The sequence below is a fragment of the Streptomyces sp. NPDC045967 genome (genome assembly GCF_056430495.1).
The window spans coordinates 29,684-46,647 of the sequence record NZ_JBWKLE010000019.1 but is presented as its reverse complement, the minus strand read 5'-3'; the positions used below and the strand labels follow the sequence as shown (position 1 = coordinate 46,647).

The following is a 16,964-nucleotide window of genomic DNA, read 5'->3' as shown; positions in this document are numbered from 1 at the left end:
AACGGCAACAACGGCGGGACGCGGGGTGGCAGTCTGGCGTCCAGCACAGATCCGGGGTTCCTCGGCCCCGGTGGGAAAGGGACCGCGCCATGGCAGATCACCAGGAAGCATCCGTCACTCTGCCGAGCGATCCCGTCTCGGTCGCCGCGGCCCGCCGCTACGTCGCGCAGGTCCTGGGCGCTTGGGGACTGCCCGCCGACGCCACCACCGCGGACAGCGTCCGGCTGATCGTCTCGGAGCTCGCCACCAACGCGGTGCAGCACACCCTCGGCCAGTCACCCACCTTCACGGTCGACATCCGGCTGGAGCGCGAGGAGTGCCTGCGCATCGGAGTGACCGACAGCCACCCCCGCTGGCCCAAGCGGCTTCCGGCCGCCGTGCAGCAGGACAACGGCCGGGGCATGGTCATCATCCGCTGGCTCACCGCGGAAGCGGGCGGCCGGCTCTCGGTCAGCCCCACCGAGGACGGCGGCAAGACGGTCTGGATCGCGCTGCCCTGGACGGCCGGCGCGCCGGCGACGACCGCCACCGGCTGCTGACCGCCGTGGCACCGGCTGCCGAACGCCGTGCCGGCGGCCGTATACGGACGGCCGGTCCGAGGCCGCGCAAGGTTCCCTGAGGCGAACCGGGTGTCTCCCCGAAACCTGGGTTAACGCGCTGGAAAAGCGCGGCGCCTAGCGTGGCTCCACGTTCCCGCGCCAAGGACCCTCCATGATCCGGTAAAGCGGCGGTGATCGGGACGGAAAGTCTTGGCCCTGCGTTGGACAAGACGTGCTTGGCTTGGATATCCGCAGGTCAACGGAGTGTTGGCGGCCGATAGGGTCACCGCGGCGCGACGTTGATCTTGTCCCGGAAGCTTGGTGATACCCGTGCAACTGACTCCGCACGAGCAGGAGAGACTGCTCGTCCACGTGGCCGCCGACGTGGCCGCGAAGCGCCGGGCCCGCGGGGTGCTCCTCAATCACCCGGAAGCGATCGCGCTGATCACCTCGCACCTCCTCGAAGGGGCACGCGACGGGCGGACCGTGGCCGAGCTGATGGCCTCCGGCCGTACCGTACTGGGCCGCGCGGAGGTCATGGAGGGGGTCCCCGAGATGATCCACGACGTCCAGGTCGAGGCCACCTTCCCGGACGGCACCAAACTCGTCACCGTCCACGACCCGATCGTCTGAGGGGGCACCAGCCGTGATCCCCGGGGAAATCGTCCACGGGGACGGTCCGGTGCGCCTCAACGAGGGCCGCCCCGTCACCCGTCTCACCGTGCTCAACGCCGCCGACCGGCCCGTCCAGGTCGGCTCCCACTACCACTTCGCCGAGGCCAACCCCGGTCTCGACTTCGACCGCGCCGCCGCACGCGGGCTCCGGCTCGACATCCCCGCCGGCACCGCCGTCCGCTTCGAGCCGGGCATCCCGGTCGCGGTGGAACTCGTACCGCTGGCCGGACTGCGCACCGTACCCGGACTGCGCGGGGAGACCGGAGGGCCGCTCGATGGCTGAGATCTCCCGCGAGGTGTACGCCGACCTCTTCGGGCCAACGGCCGGTGACCGGATCCGGCTGGCCGACACCGACCTCTTCGTCGAGATCGAGGAGGACCTCAGCGGCGGTCCCGGCCGGGCCGGCGACGAGGCCGTCTTCGGCGGCGGCAAGGTCATCCGCGAGTCCATGGGGCAGGCCCGCACCACCCGGGCCGAGGGCGCGCCCGACACCGTGATCACCGGCGTCGTCATCCTCGACCACTGGGGCATCGTCAAGGCCGACCTCGGCATCCGCGACGGCCGCATCAGCGGCATCGGCAAGGCCGGCAACCCCGACACCATGGACGGGGTCCACCCCGCGCTCGTCATCGGTCCCGAAACCGAGATCGTCTCCGGCAACGGGAAGATCGTCACCGCCGGGGCCGTCGACGCCCATGTGCACTTCATCTCCCCGACCGTGATCGAGACGGCCCTCGCCTCCGGCATCACCACGCTCGTCGGCGGCGGCACCGGCCCGGCCGAGGGCAGCAAGGCCACCACCGTCACCCCCGGGCCGTGGCACCTGGCCCGGATGTTCGCGGCCCTGGAGGCGTACCCCGTCAACATCGGCCTGCTCGGCAAGGGCAACACCATGTCCACCGAGGCCATGCACTCCCAGCTGCGCGGCGGGGCGCTCGGCTTCAAGATCCACGAGGACTGGGGGGCGACCCCCGCCGTGATCGACGCCTGCCTGGGCGTCTGCGAGGAGACCGGGGCCCAGGTCGCCATCCACACGGACACGCTCAACGAGGCCGGATTCGTCGCCGACACCCTCGCGGCCATCGCCGGGCGGACCATCCACTCGTACCACACCGAAGGTGCGGGCGGCGGGCACGCCCCCGACATCATCACCGTGGTCTGCGAACCCAACGTGCTGCCCAGCTCCACCAACCCGACCCGGCCGCTCACCGTCAACACCGTCGAGGAGCACCTCGACATGCTGATGGTCTGCCACCACCTCAACCCGGCCGTCCCCGAGGACCTCGCCTTCGCCGAATCCCGGATCAGGCCCTCGACCATCGCCGCCGAGGACGTCCTGCACGACCTCGGGGCCATCTCCATCATCTCCTCCGACTCCCAGGCCATGGGCCGGGTCGGCGAGGTCGTCCTGCGCACCTGGCAGACCGCCCACGTGATGAAGAAGCGCCGCGGGTTCCTCCCCGGCGACGGGCCCGCCGACAACCAGCGCGCCCGCCGCTACGTCGCCAAGTACACGATCAACCCCGCCGTCGCCCAGGGACTGGCCCGCGAGATCGGCTCGGTCGAGACCGGCAAACTCGCCGACCTCGTCCTGTGGAACCCCGCCTTCTTCGGGGTCAAGCCCGAACTGGTCATCAAGGGCGGCCAGATCGCCTACGCGCAGATGGGCGACGCCAACGCCTCCATCCCCACCCCGCAGCCCGTGCTTCCCCGGCCGATGTTCGGCGGCCGGGGGCGGGCACCCGCCCTGAACTCGCTGAACTTCACCGCCCAGGCCGCCCTGGACGACGGACTGCCCGACCGGCTCGGACTCGGCAAGACGTTCACGGCCATCGAGAGCACCCGCAAGGTCGGCAAGGCGGACATGCGCAACAACGACGCCGTGCCCAGGGTCGAGGTCGACGCCGACACCTTCACCGTCACCATCGACGGGGAGGCCGTGGAGCCGGCGCCCGCCGCGCAGCTGCCCATGGCGCAGCGATACTTCCTGTTCTGATGAGCCGCGCCGCGCTGCTGATCCTCGCCGACGGGCGCTTCCCCGCCGGAGGCCACGCCCACTCCGGCGGGGCGGAGGCCGCCTGCAAGGCGGGCCGGATTCACGACGCCGCCACCCTGGAGGAGTTCTGCCGGGGCCGCCTGCACACCGCCGGGCTGACGGCCGCCGCCCTCGCGGCGGCGGCCGCGCTCGGCCTCGACGCGGCGGAGCTCGACGCCGCCGCCGACGCCCGCACCCCTTCACCCGCCCTGCGCACCGCCGCCCGCCGCCTGGGCCGCCAGCTCCTGCGGGCCGCCCGGGCCACCTGGCCCGACGCCGAACTCGACGCGCTGGCGGCCGCGTTCCCGCGCGGCGCCCACCAGCCCGTCGTACTCGGCCGCACCGCCCGGGCGGCCCGGCTGGGGCCGCTCGATGCCGCGCACGTGGCGGCGTACGAGAGCATCGGCGGGCCCGCGACCGCGACCGTACGGCTGCTGGGCCTGGACCCCTTCGAGGCGAGCGGGGTCCTGGCCCGGCTGGCTCCCGCGCTCGACGCCGTCGCGGATCGGGCCGCCGAGGCGGCGCACCGCGCCCGCACCCACGGCGTCCAGGACCTCCCCGCGGCCTCCTCGCCCCTGCTGGAGATCACGGCGGAGGTCCATGCCGACTGGCCGGTCCGCCTCTTCGCTTCCTGACCATCCCAAGGAGACCCCCATGCACCTCGACCACGCGGTGGCCTACCCCGCTCGCCACACGCACGGCGCCGCGCCGCTCCGCGCCGACGGGACCCGGCGCGCCCTGCGCATCGGGCTCGGCGGACCCGTCGGCTCCGGCAAGACCGCCACCGTCGCCGCCCTGTGCCGCGCCCTGCGCGCCGAACTGTCCATGGCCGTCGTCACGAACGACATCTACACCCGCGAGGACGCCGAGTTCCTGCTCCGCGAAGCCGTCCTGCCGCCCGAGCGGATCGCCGCCGTGGAGACCGGGGCCTGTCCGCACACGGCCATCCGCGACGACATCTCCGCCAACCTGGAGGCCGTCGAGGAACTGGAGGAGACCTTCCGGCAGAGCGGCCCGCTCGACCTGATCCTCGTCGAGTCCGGCGGGGACAACCTCACCGCCACCTTCTCCCGGGGGCTCGTGGACGCGCAGATCTTCGTCATCGACGTGGCCGGCGGAGACGACATCCCGCGCAAGGGCGGTCCCGGCGTCACCACCGCCGACCTCCTCGTCGTCAACAAGACCGACCTCGCCCCGTACGTCGGCTCCGACCTCGACCGGATGGCCCGTGACGCCGCCGAGCAGCGCGGTGAACTGCCCGTGGCCTTCCAGTCCCTGCGCGGCCCGCAGGGGGTGGCGCCGGTGGCCGCCTGGGTGCGCGAGCGGATCGCCGCCTGGGCCGCACGGTGACCGGCGCGGCCGCGCTCGCCCCCGCCGCCCTGCGCGCCACCGCCCGCATCCACGCCGTCGCCGACGGACGGGGCGGAACCGCCCTGCCCGTCCTGGCCGGGGAAGGGCCGCTCGCACTGCGCCGCACCCGGGCGACCTCCGGGGAGGCAGGAGTCATGCTGGTGGGCGCCATGAGCGCGCCGCTCGGCGGCGACCACCTCACCCTGGAGGCCACCGCGGGTCCCGGTGCGCGCCTGGCCCTCGCCTCGGCGGCGGCCACCCTGGCCCTGCCCGGCCGGGACGGCGAGCCCGCGCGCTACGACGTCCGCCTGACCGTGGACGACGGGGCCGCGGTGCGCTGGCTTCCCGAGCCCCTGGTCTCCGTCCGCGGCAGCGACCTGCGGGCCCGCACCCTGGTCCGGCTGGCCCCCGCGGCCCGGTTGCTGCTGCGGGAGGAACAGGTGCTCGGCCGGCACGGCGAGGCCCCCGGTCTGCTGCGCAGCCGGCTCACCGCGACGCTCGGGGGCCGCCCGCTGCTGGACCAGGAGCTGACCTGCGGTCCCGGCGCACCGGGCGGCTGGGACGGTCCCGCGGGGCTGGCGGGCCACCGGGCCGGTGTGACCGCGGCGAACTCGCCCAGCAGCCCTGCCGAGGGCGGCGCCTGCGCGAAGACCGGGTCGACGACGAGGAGTTGACCGAGGGGCCCACCGCCACCGCTCAGCGGTACTCCCCTCTCCGGTTATCGGGTTGGCAAAGAACCGGTGCCCGCTCTGTCGCCGGGTCGCGGTCAGGCGCAAGGATCCCCTTGCACCTCGACCGATTCGACGCAGGGGGAACGACCACGTGATACGCAACGCGGCGCTGGGGAGCGCCGCCACACTGATCACCGGCACGCTGGCGGCGGGCCTGATGCTCGCACCGCCGGCCGCCGCGGCCCCGGCCGGCCGCGACAACGGGGCCGCGCAGGCGGCGGGCGTCCGGATCGCCGCCGCCCGCGCCGCCCGCACCGGCATCGACTGGAAGGACTGCCCGGCCGACTGGGGCCTGGACAAGCCCATCCAGTGCGGCTGGGTGAAGGTTCCGCTCGACTACAGCAAGCCGTTCGGCAAGACGATCGACATCGCCGTCGACCGCATCGGCAACACGGGCACCAAGGAGGAGCGCCAGGGCGCCCTCGTCTACAACCCCGGCGGGCCCGGCGGCTCCGGCATGCGCTTCCCGCGCCGGGTCACCACCAAGAGCCCGCTGTGGGTCAACGCCTCCAAGGCGTACGACTTCGTGGGCTTCGACCCCCGCGGCGTCGGCCACTCCGCGCCCATCTCCTGCGTCGACCCGCAGGAGTTCGTCAAGGCGCCCAAGGCCGACCCGGTCCCCTCCAGCGAGGCCGACAAGCGCGCCCAGCGCAAGCTCGCCGCCGAGTACGCGGACGGCTGCAAGGAGCGCAGCGGCGAGATGCTGCCGCACATGACCACGCCGAACACCGCGCGCGACCTCGACGTGATCCGCGCCGCCCTCGGCGAGCGGAAGCTGAACTTCCTCGGCGTCTCCTACGGCACCTACCTCGGCGGGGTCTACGCGACCCTGTTCCCGACCCACGTGCGCCGCATGATCGTCGACAGCGTGGTGGACCCGGACACGGACAACATCTGGTACCAGGCCAACCTCGGCCAGAACGTGGCCTTCCAGACGCGCTGGAACGACTGGCAGGACTGGGTCGCCAAGAACGACGCGGTCTTCCACCTCGGCGACACCCGCGCCGCGGTCGAGGCCAGGTACCAGCAACTGCGCGCCAAGGCCAAGGCCCAGCCGATCGGCGGGCTCGTCGGCCCGGCGGAGCTCATCGGCTTCTTCCAGGGCGCCCCGTACTACGACTCCTCCTGGGTGCCCGTCGCCCAGACCTGGGCCGCGTACGAGGCGGGGGACGAGCAGGCGCTCGTGGACGCCATCGCCCCGGACATGTCGGACACCGCGGGCAACGCGGCGTCGGAGAACGGCAACGCCGTCTACACCGCCGTGGAGTGCGCCGACGCCAAGTGGCCCACGAGCTGGTCCACATGGGACCGCGACAACACCCGGCTGCACGAGAAGTACCCGTTCCTGACCTGGTCGAACGCGTGGATGAACCTGCCCTGCGCGACCTGGAGGTCCAAGCAGAGCACGCCGATCGAGGTCGGTGCGAACCGCGGTCTGCCGCCGGTGCTGATCGTGCAGTCCGAGCGGGACGCGGCCACGCCCTACAAGGGTGCGGTCGAGCTGCACCGGCGCCTCGCCGGCTCGCGGCTGATCACCGAGCAGAACGCCGGCTCGCACGGCGTGACCAGCCTGGCGAACCCGTGCATCAACACGCGGGTCGACGCCTACCTGCTGACCGGCGCGGTCGACGCCAAGGACGTGACGTGCGCCCCGCACGCCACTCCGGTCCCGCCGGCGCCGGCTGCCGCACGGTCGCTCGACCACGGTGCGGACGCCGCCTGGCCGGCGCGTGAGGAGCTGCCGGCCGTCCGCTAGCCCGGATCGTCGCCGTACGGGAGGAGGCTCAGCGCGTTCGGCGCCGGGCCTTCTTCCGTTGCTCTTCCTCCTCCGCCTTGACGTCGCCCGCGTACCGGTCGACGTACTCCTGGCCGGACAGTTCCAGGATGGCGTACATGATCTCGTCGGTCACGGCGCGCAGGACGGTCCGCTCGCCCTCCAGCCCGGCGTAGCGGGAGAAGTCCATCGGCTCGCCGAAGCGGATCGTCACCCGCCGGATCTTCGGGAGCTTCTGCCCGGGAGGCTGGATCTCGAAGGTGCCGACCATCGCGCACGGCACGACCGGCACCCCGGCACCCAGTGCCATCGCGGCCACGCCCACCTTGCCCTTGTACAGGCGCCCGTCGTGCGAGCGGGTGCCCTCCGGGTAGATGCCCAGCAGCTCGTCCTTGGCCAGTACCCCCAGCCCCTCCCGCAGCGCCGCCTGGCCGGCCTCCTTGCCGGAGCGGTCCACGGGGATCTGCCCGGCGCTGCGGAAGAAGGCGGCGGTGAGGCGTCCCTTGACGCCGGGGCCCGTGAAGTACTCGGCCTTCGCGAGGAAGGTGATCCGACGCTTGAGGATGGCGGGCATCAGGAAGTGGTCCGAGAACGACAGGTGGTTGCCCGCGATGATCGCGGCTCCTTCGGCCGGGATGTTCTCCAGACCCTCGATCCGCGGCCTGAACAGCAGCCGCAGCAGCGGACCGAGCAGGACGTGCTTGAGCAAGTGGTAGAACACCAGGCCCCTTCCGATCCTTGCGGCGGCGCAGCACGGGCCGCCGGACATGGCGAAAGGAAGCCAGTCTAGGTGCGCTCCCACGCACCGTCACGACCTGGCACGCACAGTCGGGCCCGCGCAGGGCCCGCACCGGGGCCGGGACGGGGATCTGGGCCGGGCCGTGGGGGCCCCGGAAGGGCCTCAGGCGCTGCCCGAGGCGGCCATCCCGGCGGTCAGGAGTCCGAGGATCACCCAGCCGAACCACAGCCAGCCGTTGCTGCCGAGGGCCACGGAATAGGTGGCCACGGCCACCAGGGCGGCGAAGGTCATGACTGCCATCGCCTTAACGGATCCGGTCATGCTCCATGGTGGCGCGCGAAGGCGGTAATCCGCTACCGGCCACGCGCCTGGAGCGAGGCCAGATACGAGTTGTACGCCTCCAGCTCCTGGTCGCCGTCCCGGTCCGCCGCCCGGTCGGAGCGCTTCGCGGCCCGCTGCTCGGAGTGGTACCACTGGTAGACCAGTGCGATCAGCACCAGCACCGAGGGGATCTCGCTGAAGGCCCACGCGATGCCGCCGCCCCACTGCTGGTCCAGCAGCGCGTCGACGCGCAGGGAGGCCGGCGGATCCGCGTACGTCTTGATCATCGGCTCGCCGGCCATCATCAGGGCGATCCCGAAGAAGGCGTGGAACGGCATCCCCGCGAAGAGCTCCAGCATGCGCATCACGTAGCCGGGGCGGTGCGGCCCGGGATCGATGCCCATGATCGGCCAGAAGAAGATCAGGCCGACCGCGAGGAAGTGCACCATCATCGCGATGTGCCCCGGCCTAGACTCCATCAGGAAGTCGAAGAGCGGGGTGAAGTACAGCCCGTAGAGGCTGGCGATGAACACGGGGATGGTGAAGGCCGGGTGGGTGACGATCCGCATGTAGCGGCTGTGCAGCAGCATCAGCAGCAGCTCGCGCGGACCCTTGCTGCCGCGCGGCGCGGGCGGCAGCGCCCGCAGGGCCAGCGTCACCGGAGCGCCCAGCAGCACCAGGATGGGGGTGATCATGCTGATCACCATGTGCTGGACCATGTGGACGCTAAACATGACCATGCCGTAGTCGTTCAGCTTGGTGCACATCACCAGCACCACGGTCAGCACGCCGACGGTGAAGGCGGCGGTCCGGCCCGGCGACCAGGCGTCCCCGCGCCGGCGCAGCCGCAGCACGCCCCAGCCGTACAGCGCGAGCGCCAGCAGGGACCCGAAGAGGAAGAAGGCGTCGAAGGAGAACTCCAGCCCCCGCCCGAGGGTGAAGGGCGGCAGGTCCATCTGCATGTCCATGCCGTGCCCGCTGTGGTCCATCTCTTCACTCCCTTGACTGTGGCGCCCCACCACAGTAGTGCCGCCCCCGTGCGCGGGTGCGCGCGGGGGCGGCCTTAACGGGCATACGGTCACAGAACCGTCTGGGCCTCGTCGTAGCGCTCGGCCGGGACCGTCTTGAGGGTGGAGGTCGCCTCCGCGAGCGGGACCATCTCGATGTCCGTGCCGCGCAGCGCCGTCAGCATGCCGAACTCTCCCCGGTGGGCGGCCTCCACCGCGTGCCAGCCGAACCGGGTCGCCAGGACGCGGTCGTAGGCGGTGGGCGTCCCGCCGCGCTGGACGTGGCCCAGGATCACCGGCCGGGCCTCCTTGCCCAGGCGGTGCTCCAGCTCCACCGCGAGTCGGTTGCCGATGCCGGCGAACCGCTCGTGGCCGTACATGTCGACGCCGCCCTCCTCCAGGTCCATCGACCCGGGCCGCGGCTTGGCGCCCTCGGCGACGACGACGATCGCGAACCGCTTGCCCGCCGAGAACCGCTCGCCGACGATCGCCGTCAGCTCCTCGATGTCGAAGGGGCGTTCCGGTACGACGATCGCGTGCGCACCGGCCGCCATCCCCGAGTGCAGGGCGATCCAGCCGGTGTGCCGGCCCATGACCTCGACGACCATCACCCGCTGGTGGGACTCGGCGGTGGTCTTCAGCCGGTCCAGCGCCTCGGTGGCGACCCCGACGGCGGTGTCGAAGCCGAAGGTGACGTCGGTGGAGGCGATGTCGTTGTCGATGGTCTTGGGCACGCCGACGATCGGCAGACCCGCCTGCGAGAGCAGGTTCGCGGCCTTCAGCGTGCCCTCGCCGCCGATGGGGATGATCGCGTCGAGGCCGAGGTCCGCGACGTGTCCGCGGGCGCGCTCCACACCGTCGCGCAGGTGCGCGGGCTGGACCCGGGAGGAGCCGAGGATGGTGCCGCCGCGGGCGAGGATGCCTGCCACGGCGTCGAGGTCGAGCTTGCGGTAGTCCGCCTCCAGCAGGCCCTTCCAGCCGTCGAGGAAGCCGATCACCTCATCGCCGTGGTCCACCACGGCGCGGTGCACGACGGAGCGGATGACGGCGTTCAGGCCGGGGCAGTCGCCACCGGAAGTGAGCACACCAATGCGCATGGCAGGACATGACCTTTGCAACGTGGGCCGACGACCGGACCACGTCGTCCGGTTGGAACTACGGCCACCCTACAAGCGGTGGAGCGGTGGACTGAACCATCCTCCACATGCTGGTCGCACACCTCGTACGAACCGACGTCGGCCCGGTTCCCCCTAGGGAGAACCGGGCCGAACACATGATGGCGGGGCCGCCCCGATGAGCGGCCGACAGGGCGCTACGCGGGCTGCGTCGCCGTGGCGATGCGTTCCGCGCGCAGCGCCTCGTACCACCGGTCGTCTATGGCCGGCAGCGCGTTCACGTCGAGGGCCAGCTTCAGCAGCAGGTCCGCGATCTGCGGGTTGCGGGCCATCACGGGACCGTGCATGTAGGTGCCGAACACCGTCTCGTTGTAGGCGCCTTCGGTGCCGTCCCCGGTGCCGTTGCCGCGCCCCATCGTCACACGGGCGAACGGCCGCGCCGTCGGCCCGAGGTGGGTGACGCCCTGGTGGTTCTCGAAGCCGGTGAGCTGGGGCAGGCCGAGCCGCGGGTCGATGTCGGCGAGGACGTCGCCGACGCACCGCTCGCCCTCACCGCGGAGCGTGACCACGTCCAGCAGGCCGAGGCCCTCCTGGCGCTGCCCCTGGTCGTTGACGAACTCCTTGCCGAGGATCTGGTACCCGGCGCAGACGGAGAAGACGATCGCCCCGTTCGAGACGGCCCGCTCCAGACCGCCGTCGCGCAGCAGGCGCTCGGCGGCCAGCCGCTGCGGCCGGTCCTCGCCGCCGCCGATCAGGTAGATGTCACCCGAGGTCGGGATCGGCTGGTCGCTGCGCACGTCCACGCGCTGCACGTCGAGGCCGCGCTGGCGTGCGCGGCGCTCCACCACGAGGGCGTTGCCCTGGTCTCCGTACGTGCTGAGCAGGTCGGGGTAGACCCACACCAGACGCAGGCTGTTGTCGCTCATGCTCTTGTCCTCTGCGGTTCTGAGGGGCTCTAGTTGCCGACGCGGCGGCGCACGTCCTGGAAGGCGGTGTAGTTGGCGATCAGCTCGATCTGCCCGGGCGGCGCCAGCTGCACGGCCTCGTCGAGGGTCTCGCACACCCGGAAGTCCAGGCCCGCGACCTCGAGGCGGACCGCGAGGTCCAGCTTGCGGTCGCCGATCACGAAGATCGGGTGGCCGGCCAGGCGCGGGTAGTCCACGTCCCACAGCCAGGAGGTGTCGGTGCCGTCGGCGCCGCGCGCGTTCACCGAGAGGATCACGGGGGTGGGCGGCGGATCGATCAGCGAGAAGGTCTCGAGCCAGCCCGCCGGGTTCTTCGCGAGCAGCAGCCGCAGCTCGCGGCCCTGGAAGTTCACCACGTCGTAGCGCCCGGCCACGGCCTGCACCTGGTACATCCGCTCCAGCGCGACCTGCGGCGGGACGCCGAAGACGGCGGCGACGGCGGCCGAGGTGGCGGCGTTGGCCTTGTTGGCGCGGCCCGGGAGCTGGAGGTGGATGGGCCAGGCCGAACCGTGCGGGTCCAGGACGTGGTCCCCGGAGAGCACCCAGGTCGGCGTGGGGCGGCGGAAGCCGCACTCGCCGCAGAACCAGTCGTCGCCCGGGCGCTGCATGACGCCGCCGCAGGAGGGGCACGACCAGGCGTCGTCCTTCCACTCCTGGCCGGCCGCGACCCACACCACGTTCTGGGAGGAGGAGGCGGACCAGACGATCAGCGGGTCGTCGCAGTTCGCGACGATGACGGCCTTGGAGCCGGACAGGCCCTCGCGCCACTTCTCCGCGAGCATGCGGGTCTCGGCTGCGCGGTCCAGCTGGTCGCGGGAGAGGTTCAGCAGGGCGATCACCTTGGGGGTGACGTCCCGGGCGACCCCGGCCAGGTACTTCTCGTCCACCTCGATGACGCCGTACTTGGCGTCCGAGCCGCCGGCCAGGGCGGAGGTGATGCCGGCCGGCATGTTCGCGCCGAGGGCGTTGGAGACGACCGGGCCGCTGGCCCGCAGCGCCTCGGCGATCAGACGGGTCGTGGTGGTCTTGCCGTTCGTCGCGGAGACCAGGACGACGTCGAGATGCTGCGCCAGCGCGCCCAGGAGATCGGGGTCGAGCCTGAGTGCGACCTTGCCGCCGATCACCGATCCGCTTCCGCGTCCCGCGGCCCGCGACACCGCCGCCGCGGCCTTGCCCGCCGTCACGGCCAGCTTGGCCCGCGGCGAAAGCGGCTCCGTGTTGCCTGCCATCGTCCCTTGTCCTCCTTGCGTCGGTCGGCCCCAGCCTATCCAGTAGCGGCCGGGGCCTTGACCGCGGCGCCCCCGCACCACGGCAGATCTCCTCATATAGTCGCCCGTCGTACGCTTACCGCCATGCGACAGCGCCCCATCCCCGGCACCACCGGCATCGTCCGCACCATGAGCCTCCTGGGCGATCCGGTGCTCCGTTCCGCTTGCGCGGAGGTCACCGAGTTCGGGCCCGGCCTCGACCGGCTCGTCGAGGACATGTTCGCGACGATGTACGCGGCGCGGGGCGTCGGCCTCGCCGCGAACCAGATCGGGGTCGCCCAACGGGTCTTCGTCTACGACTGCCCCGACGACGAGGACGTCCGCCATGTCGGACACGTCGTCAACCCGCGGCTGACGGCCGCCGACGGGGGCGAGTTCCTCGGCCCGGAGGGCTGCCTGTCGCTGCCGGGCCTGGAGGCGGGGACCGCGCGGTTCGACCGTGCCGTCGTCGAGGGGGTCACCTCGGACGGGGCTGCGGTGCGGATCGAGGGGAGCGGGTTCTTCGCACGGTGCCTGCAGCACGAGTGCGACCACCTCGACGGCGTGGTGTACGCGGACCGGGTGACCGGGCTGCGGGCCCGTCGCCTGCGGCGGGCCGTGGCGAAGGCCCCGTGGGGCGCCGGGGCGCCGCGCTAGCGCGGTCCGCGGCGCCGTCGGGCTCCGCGGCGCCGTCGGGCTCCGGTGCGTCAGAAGCCGGGGCCGTCCGCGCGGTTCCCGGCGGTGGCGAGGCGGCCCCAGAGGAGGTCGGTGAGCCCGGCCACCAGGTCCGCCCGCTCGCAGGGGCGTTCGCCGAGCCACCAGTCGCCCGCCGCGTGCATCATGCCGACGATGCCGTGGCCCCAGACGCGGGCGAGGCGCTCGCCGCCCGGGCCGAGGTCCACCCGCTCGCCGATCACCTGCGCCAGCTCCTCGCCGAGGCGGCGCAGCAGCGGGGCCGAGTGCAGGCCCACGTCGAAGCCGCGCTCGGAGCTCTGGGAGTCCTCGGCCGGGTGCATCAGGAAGCGGTAGACCTGCGGGCGCGCCTCGATGGCGGCGAGGTAGGTGTCGAGGGTGGCCTCCACCCGGCGGCGGCGCTCCGCCGGGGCGTCGAGCGCCGCCCGCAGGGAGTCGAGCAGCGCGTCCGTGTGCCGCACGGCGAGGGCCTGGTAGAGGCCCGCCTTGTCGCCGAAGTGCCGGTAGAGGATCGGCTTGGTGATGCCCGCTTCGGCCGCGATGGCGTTCATGGAGGCCTTGGGGCCGTCCCTGAGCACCACCCGGTCGGCGGCTTCGAGCAGCTCCCGGCGCCGGCGCTCGCCGGCTCCCGGCTCGCCTGCCTGCTGCGTGGTCTCCATGATGTGTTCGTCTCCCCGCCCTTGCGATGTGCCTGACGCCCACGCAACGTAACACCCCGGGCACCCGCCCGTTCGAATCGGCGACGGTCCCGGCCGGCACGGACCGTCAGTGCTTGACACTGCTTACCGGCCGGTAACAGACTGTGTCCACGCGTGGGTTACCGCTAGTAACACACCAGGTACGAGTACAGACAGGTGGAGGGGACATGGCGGAGTTCACCATGGAGCTCAACGACGACCAGAAGCAGGTGCGGGACTGGATCCACGGCTTCGCCGCCGATGTGATCCGCCCCGCGGCCGCGGAATGGGACGAGCGCGAAGAGACTCCCTGGCCCGTCATCCAGGAAGCCGCCAAGGTCGGCATCTACTCGCTGGACTTCTACGCCCAGCAGTTCTTCGACCCCACGGGCCTCGGCATCCCGATGGCCATGGAGGAGCTCTTCTGGGGTGACGCGGGCATCGCCCTGTCCATCGTGGGCACGGGCCTGGCGGCCATCGGCGTCGTCGCCAACGGCACCGAGGAGCAGATCGGCACCTGGATCCCGCAGATGTACGGCACGCCCGACGACGTCAAGGTCGCCGCCTTCTGCTCCTCCGAGCCGGACGCCGGCTCCGACGTCGGCTCCATGCGCACCCGGGCCGTCTACGACCAGGCCAAGGACGAGTGGGTGCTGAACGGCACCAAGACCTGGGCGACGAACGGCGGCATCGCCAACGTCCACATCGTCGTCGCCGTCGTCGACCCGGAGCTGGGCACGAAGGGGCACGCCTCCTTCATCGTGCCGCCGAGCACGCCGGGCCTGTCCCAGGGCCAGAAGTTCAAGAAGCACGGCATCCGCGCCTCGCACACCGCCGAGGTGGTGCTGGAGGACGTCCGGATCCCCGGCTCCTGCCTGCTGGGCGGCAAGGAGAAGCTCGACGAGCGCCTCGCCCGCGCCCGCGAGCGGGCCCGCAGCGGCGGGGGCGAGCGCGTGAAGAACGCGGCCATGGCCACCTTCGAGGCATCCCGCCCGGCGGTCGGCGCCATGGCCGTCGGAACGGCGCGCGCCGCCTACGAGGTCGCCCTGGAGTACGCGAAGACGCGCACCCAGTTCGGCCGGCCGATCATCGACAACCAGGGCGTGGCCTTCCAGCTCGCCGACATGCGCACGCAGATCGACGCGGCCCGGCTGCTGGTGTGGCGGGCCTCCTGGATGGCGGTCGCGGGCCGGCCGTTCACCTCGGCGGAGGGCTCCATGTCGAAGCTCTTCGCGAGCGAGGTCGCCCAGAAGGTGACCGCCCAGGCGGTCCAGATCCTCGGCGGCAACGGCTTCACCCGCGAGTACCCGGTGGAGCGGATGCACCGCGACAGCGCCATTTACACCATCTTCGAGGGGACCAGCGAGATCCAGCGGCTGGTGATCGCCCGCACCATCTCGGACATGCCGATCCGCTGATCGCGCGGACCGCTCAGCGCACCGGCAGCGGCCGCAGGCAGGAGGAGGCCGGGCCGTCCGGGCGCTCCCGGAGGTGGGTGATGTACTCGCCGTCCGCGCAGCGCGCGCCCGGGTGGTCCAGGTGCCCGGTGACCTCGTACTGGGCGAAGCCCGCCGCGCAGTCCGTGACGATCAGGGCCTGGTGCTTCCAGTCGCCCTCGTTGCGCACGCACTGGCCCACCTGCAGGACCGTCTCGTCCTCGTCCCCGTCGAACGCGGAGACGAGGATGAGGGTCGGGAGGGCGAGGACCACGAGGAGCAGCGGTATCCAGACGGCCAGCGCGGGCGGCCGCAGCCACAGCGACCTGCCCGGGTTCAGCGGGGCCATGACCCCACCCGCCGGGGGGCCGAGCCTGCACAGCCTTCCCCACGGCGCCAGGTTCGCCAGCAGGGTGATCGGCGTGATGACCAGGGACAGCGGGCTCCACCAGCCCTGCCACAGCGTCCTGGCCGACATCTCCCGGACGGTGGCCACCCCGCAGTCGCGGCAGAACGGCCCCTTGCGGCTGCGGAACCGCATCAGCACGACCAGGCCCTGGTGGCCGTACACCGTCGTGTCCGCGACCGGCAGCGACCCGCAGACGCGGCAGCCGTAGGCCCCCTGCTCCGGCGTGAGGCCGTAGGGGCCCTGCGGGGCGTGCCCCGGGTACGGGCCCGCCGGCTGGTGCGGGTACGGCGGCGGGGTGGCCACGGGGATCCCCCTCGGTTCGGCGTGGTGATCACCGGTCGGTGACGGAGGAACCCTAACGGCGCAACAGGCCGCGCACGACACGCGCGAAGAGCAGCCGGCCGGCCAGCGCCAACGCGGGATCCAGTGCGCGGGGAAGGCCGCGCACGCGCAGCTCCTCGCGCCACCGGACCTCGCTGCCACCGCCCGGCAGGCCGCGGACCTCGATCTCCGCCCAGCCCGTCACCGTGCGGCCGCGTTTCACCAACCGGACGAACCCGTCCCCGCCCTCCGCGGGGGGTTGCCACTCCACGACCTCCATCGGGTCGTCGCACGTGATCCCGGCCACGGCCGTCCGCGCCGTGAAGACCGTTCCGGCCCCTGTCGGGGGCGCCGTCTCCAGGATCGTCCGGGTGAGCGGGACGCGGTCGCCGTGGCGTTCCCAGTCCGTCAGCCGGGACCAGGCGGCCGACGGATCGAGGGAGGTGCGGTGAACGATCCGGATAGCGGGCATGAGCGCATGGTAATCGGGCATACACACCGTGAACTGGACCTCGAATATGGGTTCCGCCCGGGGGTGGCGATCGGCAATACTCACCGCCACTGTGGATCGCGGATTCGACCGGGTGACCACCGGCCCTCCCGCCCCACTCTGCGAGGAGGTGCGCCATGTGCTCCCACCAGCCCCCCTGCCCGCCCGCCGACAGCGCCGACCACGACGCCGCCCGCACGGTGGCCTCCCACCCCGAACAGGGCTGGAGCCTGCTGTGCAACGGGGTCATGGTCTTCGACGACACCGGTGAACTGCTCCCCGACGGCCAGACGGTGGGACCCCGCCGCCCGGCCCTGGTCTGAGCCAGGAGGCAGCATGCGCCAGCAGCTGATCCGCAAGCCCGTCCCCAAGCCCGCTCCCCGAGACCTGGACCTGCGCACACCGTCGGGCAGAGCCCTCCCGTACTGACGGGAGCACC

19 protein-coding genes and 1 pseudogene are annotated in these 16,964 nt (G+C 72.4%); 11 read left to right on the top strand and 9 right to left on the bottom strand.

Annotation, left to right across the window (positions count from 1 at the left end):
* Positions 1 to 89: 89 nt before the first annotated feature.
* The 8 genes and pseudogenes from AC07FY_RS27305 to AC07FY_RS27270 all read left to right on the top strand — a co-directional run bounded on the left by AC07FY_RS27305 (position 90) and on the right by AC07FY_RS27270 (position 7,087).
* Positions 90 to 539, top strand: a complete 450-nt coding sequence (locus AC07FY_RS27305) for an ATP-binding protein (protein ID WP_479011133.1) — start codon at positions 90 to 92, stop codon at positions 537 to 539.
* A gap of 330 nt (positions 540 to 869) precedes the next feature.
* Positions 870 to 1,172, top strand: coding sequence for an urease subunit gamma (locus tag AC07FY_RS27300; RefSeq protein WP_479011130.1), 303 nt, complete (start codon positions 870 to 872; stop codon positions 1,170 to 1,172).
* A gap of 13 nt (positions 1,173 to 1,185) precedes the next feature.
* Positions 1,186 to 1,497, top strand: a complete 312-nt coding sequence (locus AC07FY_RS27295) for an urease subunit beta (protein WP_479011128.1) — start codon at positions 1,186 to 1,188, stop codon at positions 1,495 to 1,497.
* On the top strand, positions 1,490 to 3,211 hold the full coding sequence (locus tag AC07FY_RS27290; RefSeq protein ID WP_479011125.1) for an urease subunit alpha: 1,722 nt from the start codon (positions 1,490 to 1,492) through the stop codon (positions 3,209 to 3,211). Before AC07FY_RS27295 ends, AC07FY_RS27290 begins: the two co-directional genes overlap by 8 nt.
* Positions 3,211 to 3,885 carry an urease accessory protein UreF gene (locus AC07FY_RS27285; RefSeq protein ID WP_479011123.1) on the top strand — a complete coding sequence of 225 codons (675 nt, stop codon included), beginning with the start codon at positions 3,211 to 3,213 and terminating at the stop codon, positions 3,883 to 3,885. Before AC07FY_RS27290 ends, AC07FY_RS27285 begins: the two co-directional genes overlap by 1 nt.
* Positions 3,886 to 3,904: 19 nt before the next feature.
* The gene (gene ureG, locus AC07FY_RS27280; protein ID WP_479011120.1) at positions 3,905 to 4,600 is read left to right on the top strand and encodes an urease accessory protein UreG; all 696 of its coding nucleotides are present in this window, start codon (positions 3,905 to 3,907) and stop codon (positions 4,598 to 4,600) included.
* A pseudogene (locus tag AC07FY_RS27275) lies at positions 4,597 to 5,193 on the top strand (urease accessory protein UreD); the annotation flags it as partial. The gene ureG and the pseudogene AC07FY_RS27275, both read left to right, overlap by 4 nt.
* A 295-nt stretch (positions 5,194 to 5,488) precedes the next feature.
* A complete protein-coding gene (locus AC07FY_RS27270; protein WP_479011360.1) occupies positions 5,489 to 7,087 on the top strand; it encodes an alpha/beta hydrolase in 1,599 nt (532 codons plus the stop codon).
* A gap of 28 nt (positions 7,088 to 7,115) precedes the next feature.
* Here AC07FY_RS27270 and AC07FY_RS27265 read toward each other — a convergent pair whose 3' ends face one another.
* The 6 genes from AC07FY_RS27265 to AC07FY_RS27240 form a co-directional block, all read right to left on the bottom strand.
* Positions 7,116 to 7,826, bottom strand: a complete 711-nt coding sequence (locus AC07FY_RS27265) for a lysophospholipid acyltransferase family protein (RefSeq protein ID WP_479011118.1) — start codon at positions 7,824 to 7,826, stop codon at positions 7,116 to 7,118.
* A gap of 180 nt (positions 7,827 to 8,006) precedes the next feature.
* A complete protein-coding gene (locus AC07FY_RS27260; protein ID WP_479011115.1) occupies positions 8,007 to 8,165 on the bottom strand; it encodes a hypothetical protein in 159 nt (52 codons plus the stop codon).
* Positions 8,166 to 8,197: 32 nt separating this feature from the next.
* Positions 8,198 to 9,154, bottom strand: a complete 957-nt coding sequence (locus AC07FY_RS27255; protein ID WP_479011113.1) for a cytochrome c oxidase assembly protein — start codon at positions 9,152 to 9,154, stop codon at positions 8,198 to 8,200.
* An 89-nt stretch (positions 9,155 to 9,243) separates the two neighbouring features.
* A complete protein-coding gene (locus tag AC07FY_RS27250; RefSeq protein ID WP_479011111.1) occupies positions 9,244 to 10,269 on the bottom strand; it encodes a 6-phosphofructokinase in 1,026 nt (341 codons plus the stop codon).
* 215 nt (positions 10,270 to 10,484) lie between these two features.
* Positions 10,485 to 11,213 (bottom strand): type 1 glutamine amidotransferase, encoded by a 729-nt coding sequence (locus AC07FY_RS27245; RefSeq protein ID WP_479011109.1) that lies wholly within the window; start codon positions 11,211 to 11,213, stop codon positions 10,485 to 10,487.
* Between the two features lie 29 nt (positions 11,214 to 11,242).
* Positions 11,243 to 12,481 carry a MurT ligase domain-containing protein gene (locus tag AC07FY_RS27240; protein ID WP_326592547.1) on the bottom strand — a complete coding sequence of 413 codons (1,239 nt, stop codon included), beginning with the start codon at positions 12,479 to 12,481 and terminating at the stop codon, positions 11,243 to 11,245.
* Positions 12,482 to 12,604: 123 nt separating this feature from the next.
* Between AC07FY_RS27240 and def the strand changes: the two genes are divergently transcribed.
* Positions 12,605 to 13,156, top strand: a complete 552-nt coding sequence (def, locus tag AC07FY_RS27235; RefSeq protein WP_479011106.1) for a peptide deformylase — start codon at positions 12,605 to 12,607, stop codon at positions 13,154 to 13,156.
* A gap of 50 nt (positions 13,157 to 13,206) precedes the next feature.
* On the opposite strand, the gene AC07FY_RS27230 is transcribed toward def, so the two are convergent.
* A complete protein-coding gene (locus tag AC07FY_RS27230; RefSeq protein ID WP_479011103.1) occupies positions 13,207 to 13,851 on the bottom strand; it encodes a TetR/AcrR family transcriptional regulator in 645 nt (214 codons plus the stop codon).
* Between the two features lie 206 nt (positions 13,852 to 14,057).
* Here AC07FY_RS27230 and AC07FY_RS27225 point away from each other — a divergent pair, with 206 nt between their 5' ends.
* Positions 14,058 to 15,287 (top strand): acyl-CoA dehydrogenase family protein, encoded by a 1,230-nt coding sequence (locus AC07FY_RS27225; RefSeq protein ID WP_479011101.1) that lies wholly within the window; start codon positions 14,058 to 14,060, stop codon positions 15,285 to 15,287.
* A gap of 13 nt (positions 15,288 to 15,300) precedes the next feature.
* Here AC07FY_RS27225 and AC07FY_RS27220 read toward each other — a convergent pair whose 3' ends face one another.
* A complete protein-coding gene (locus tag AC07FY_RS27220) occupies positions 15,301 to 16,017 on the bottom strand; it encodes an LppU/SCO3897 family protein (protein WP_479011098.1) in 717 nt (238 codons plus the stop codon).
* Between the two features lie 52 nt (positions 16,018 to 16,069).
* Positions 16,070 to 16,507 (bottom strand): SRPBCC family protein, encoded by a 438-nt coding sequence (locus tag AC07FY_RS27215; protein ID WP_479011095.1) that lies wholly within the window; start codon positions 16,505 to 16,507, stop codon positions 16,070 to 16,072.
* Positions 16,508 to 16,662: 155 nt separating this feature from the next.
* Between AC07FY_RS27215 and AC07FY_RS27210 the strand changes: the two genes are divergently transcribed.
* A complete protein-coding gene (locus AC07FY_RS27210; RefSeq protein WP_479011093.1) occupies positions 16,663 to 16,848 on the top strand; it encodes a DUF5999 family protein in 186 nt (61 codons plus the stop codon).
* Positions 16,849 to 16,964 lie beyond the last annotated feature (116 nt).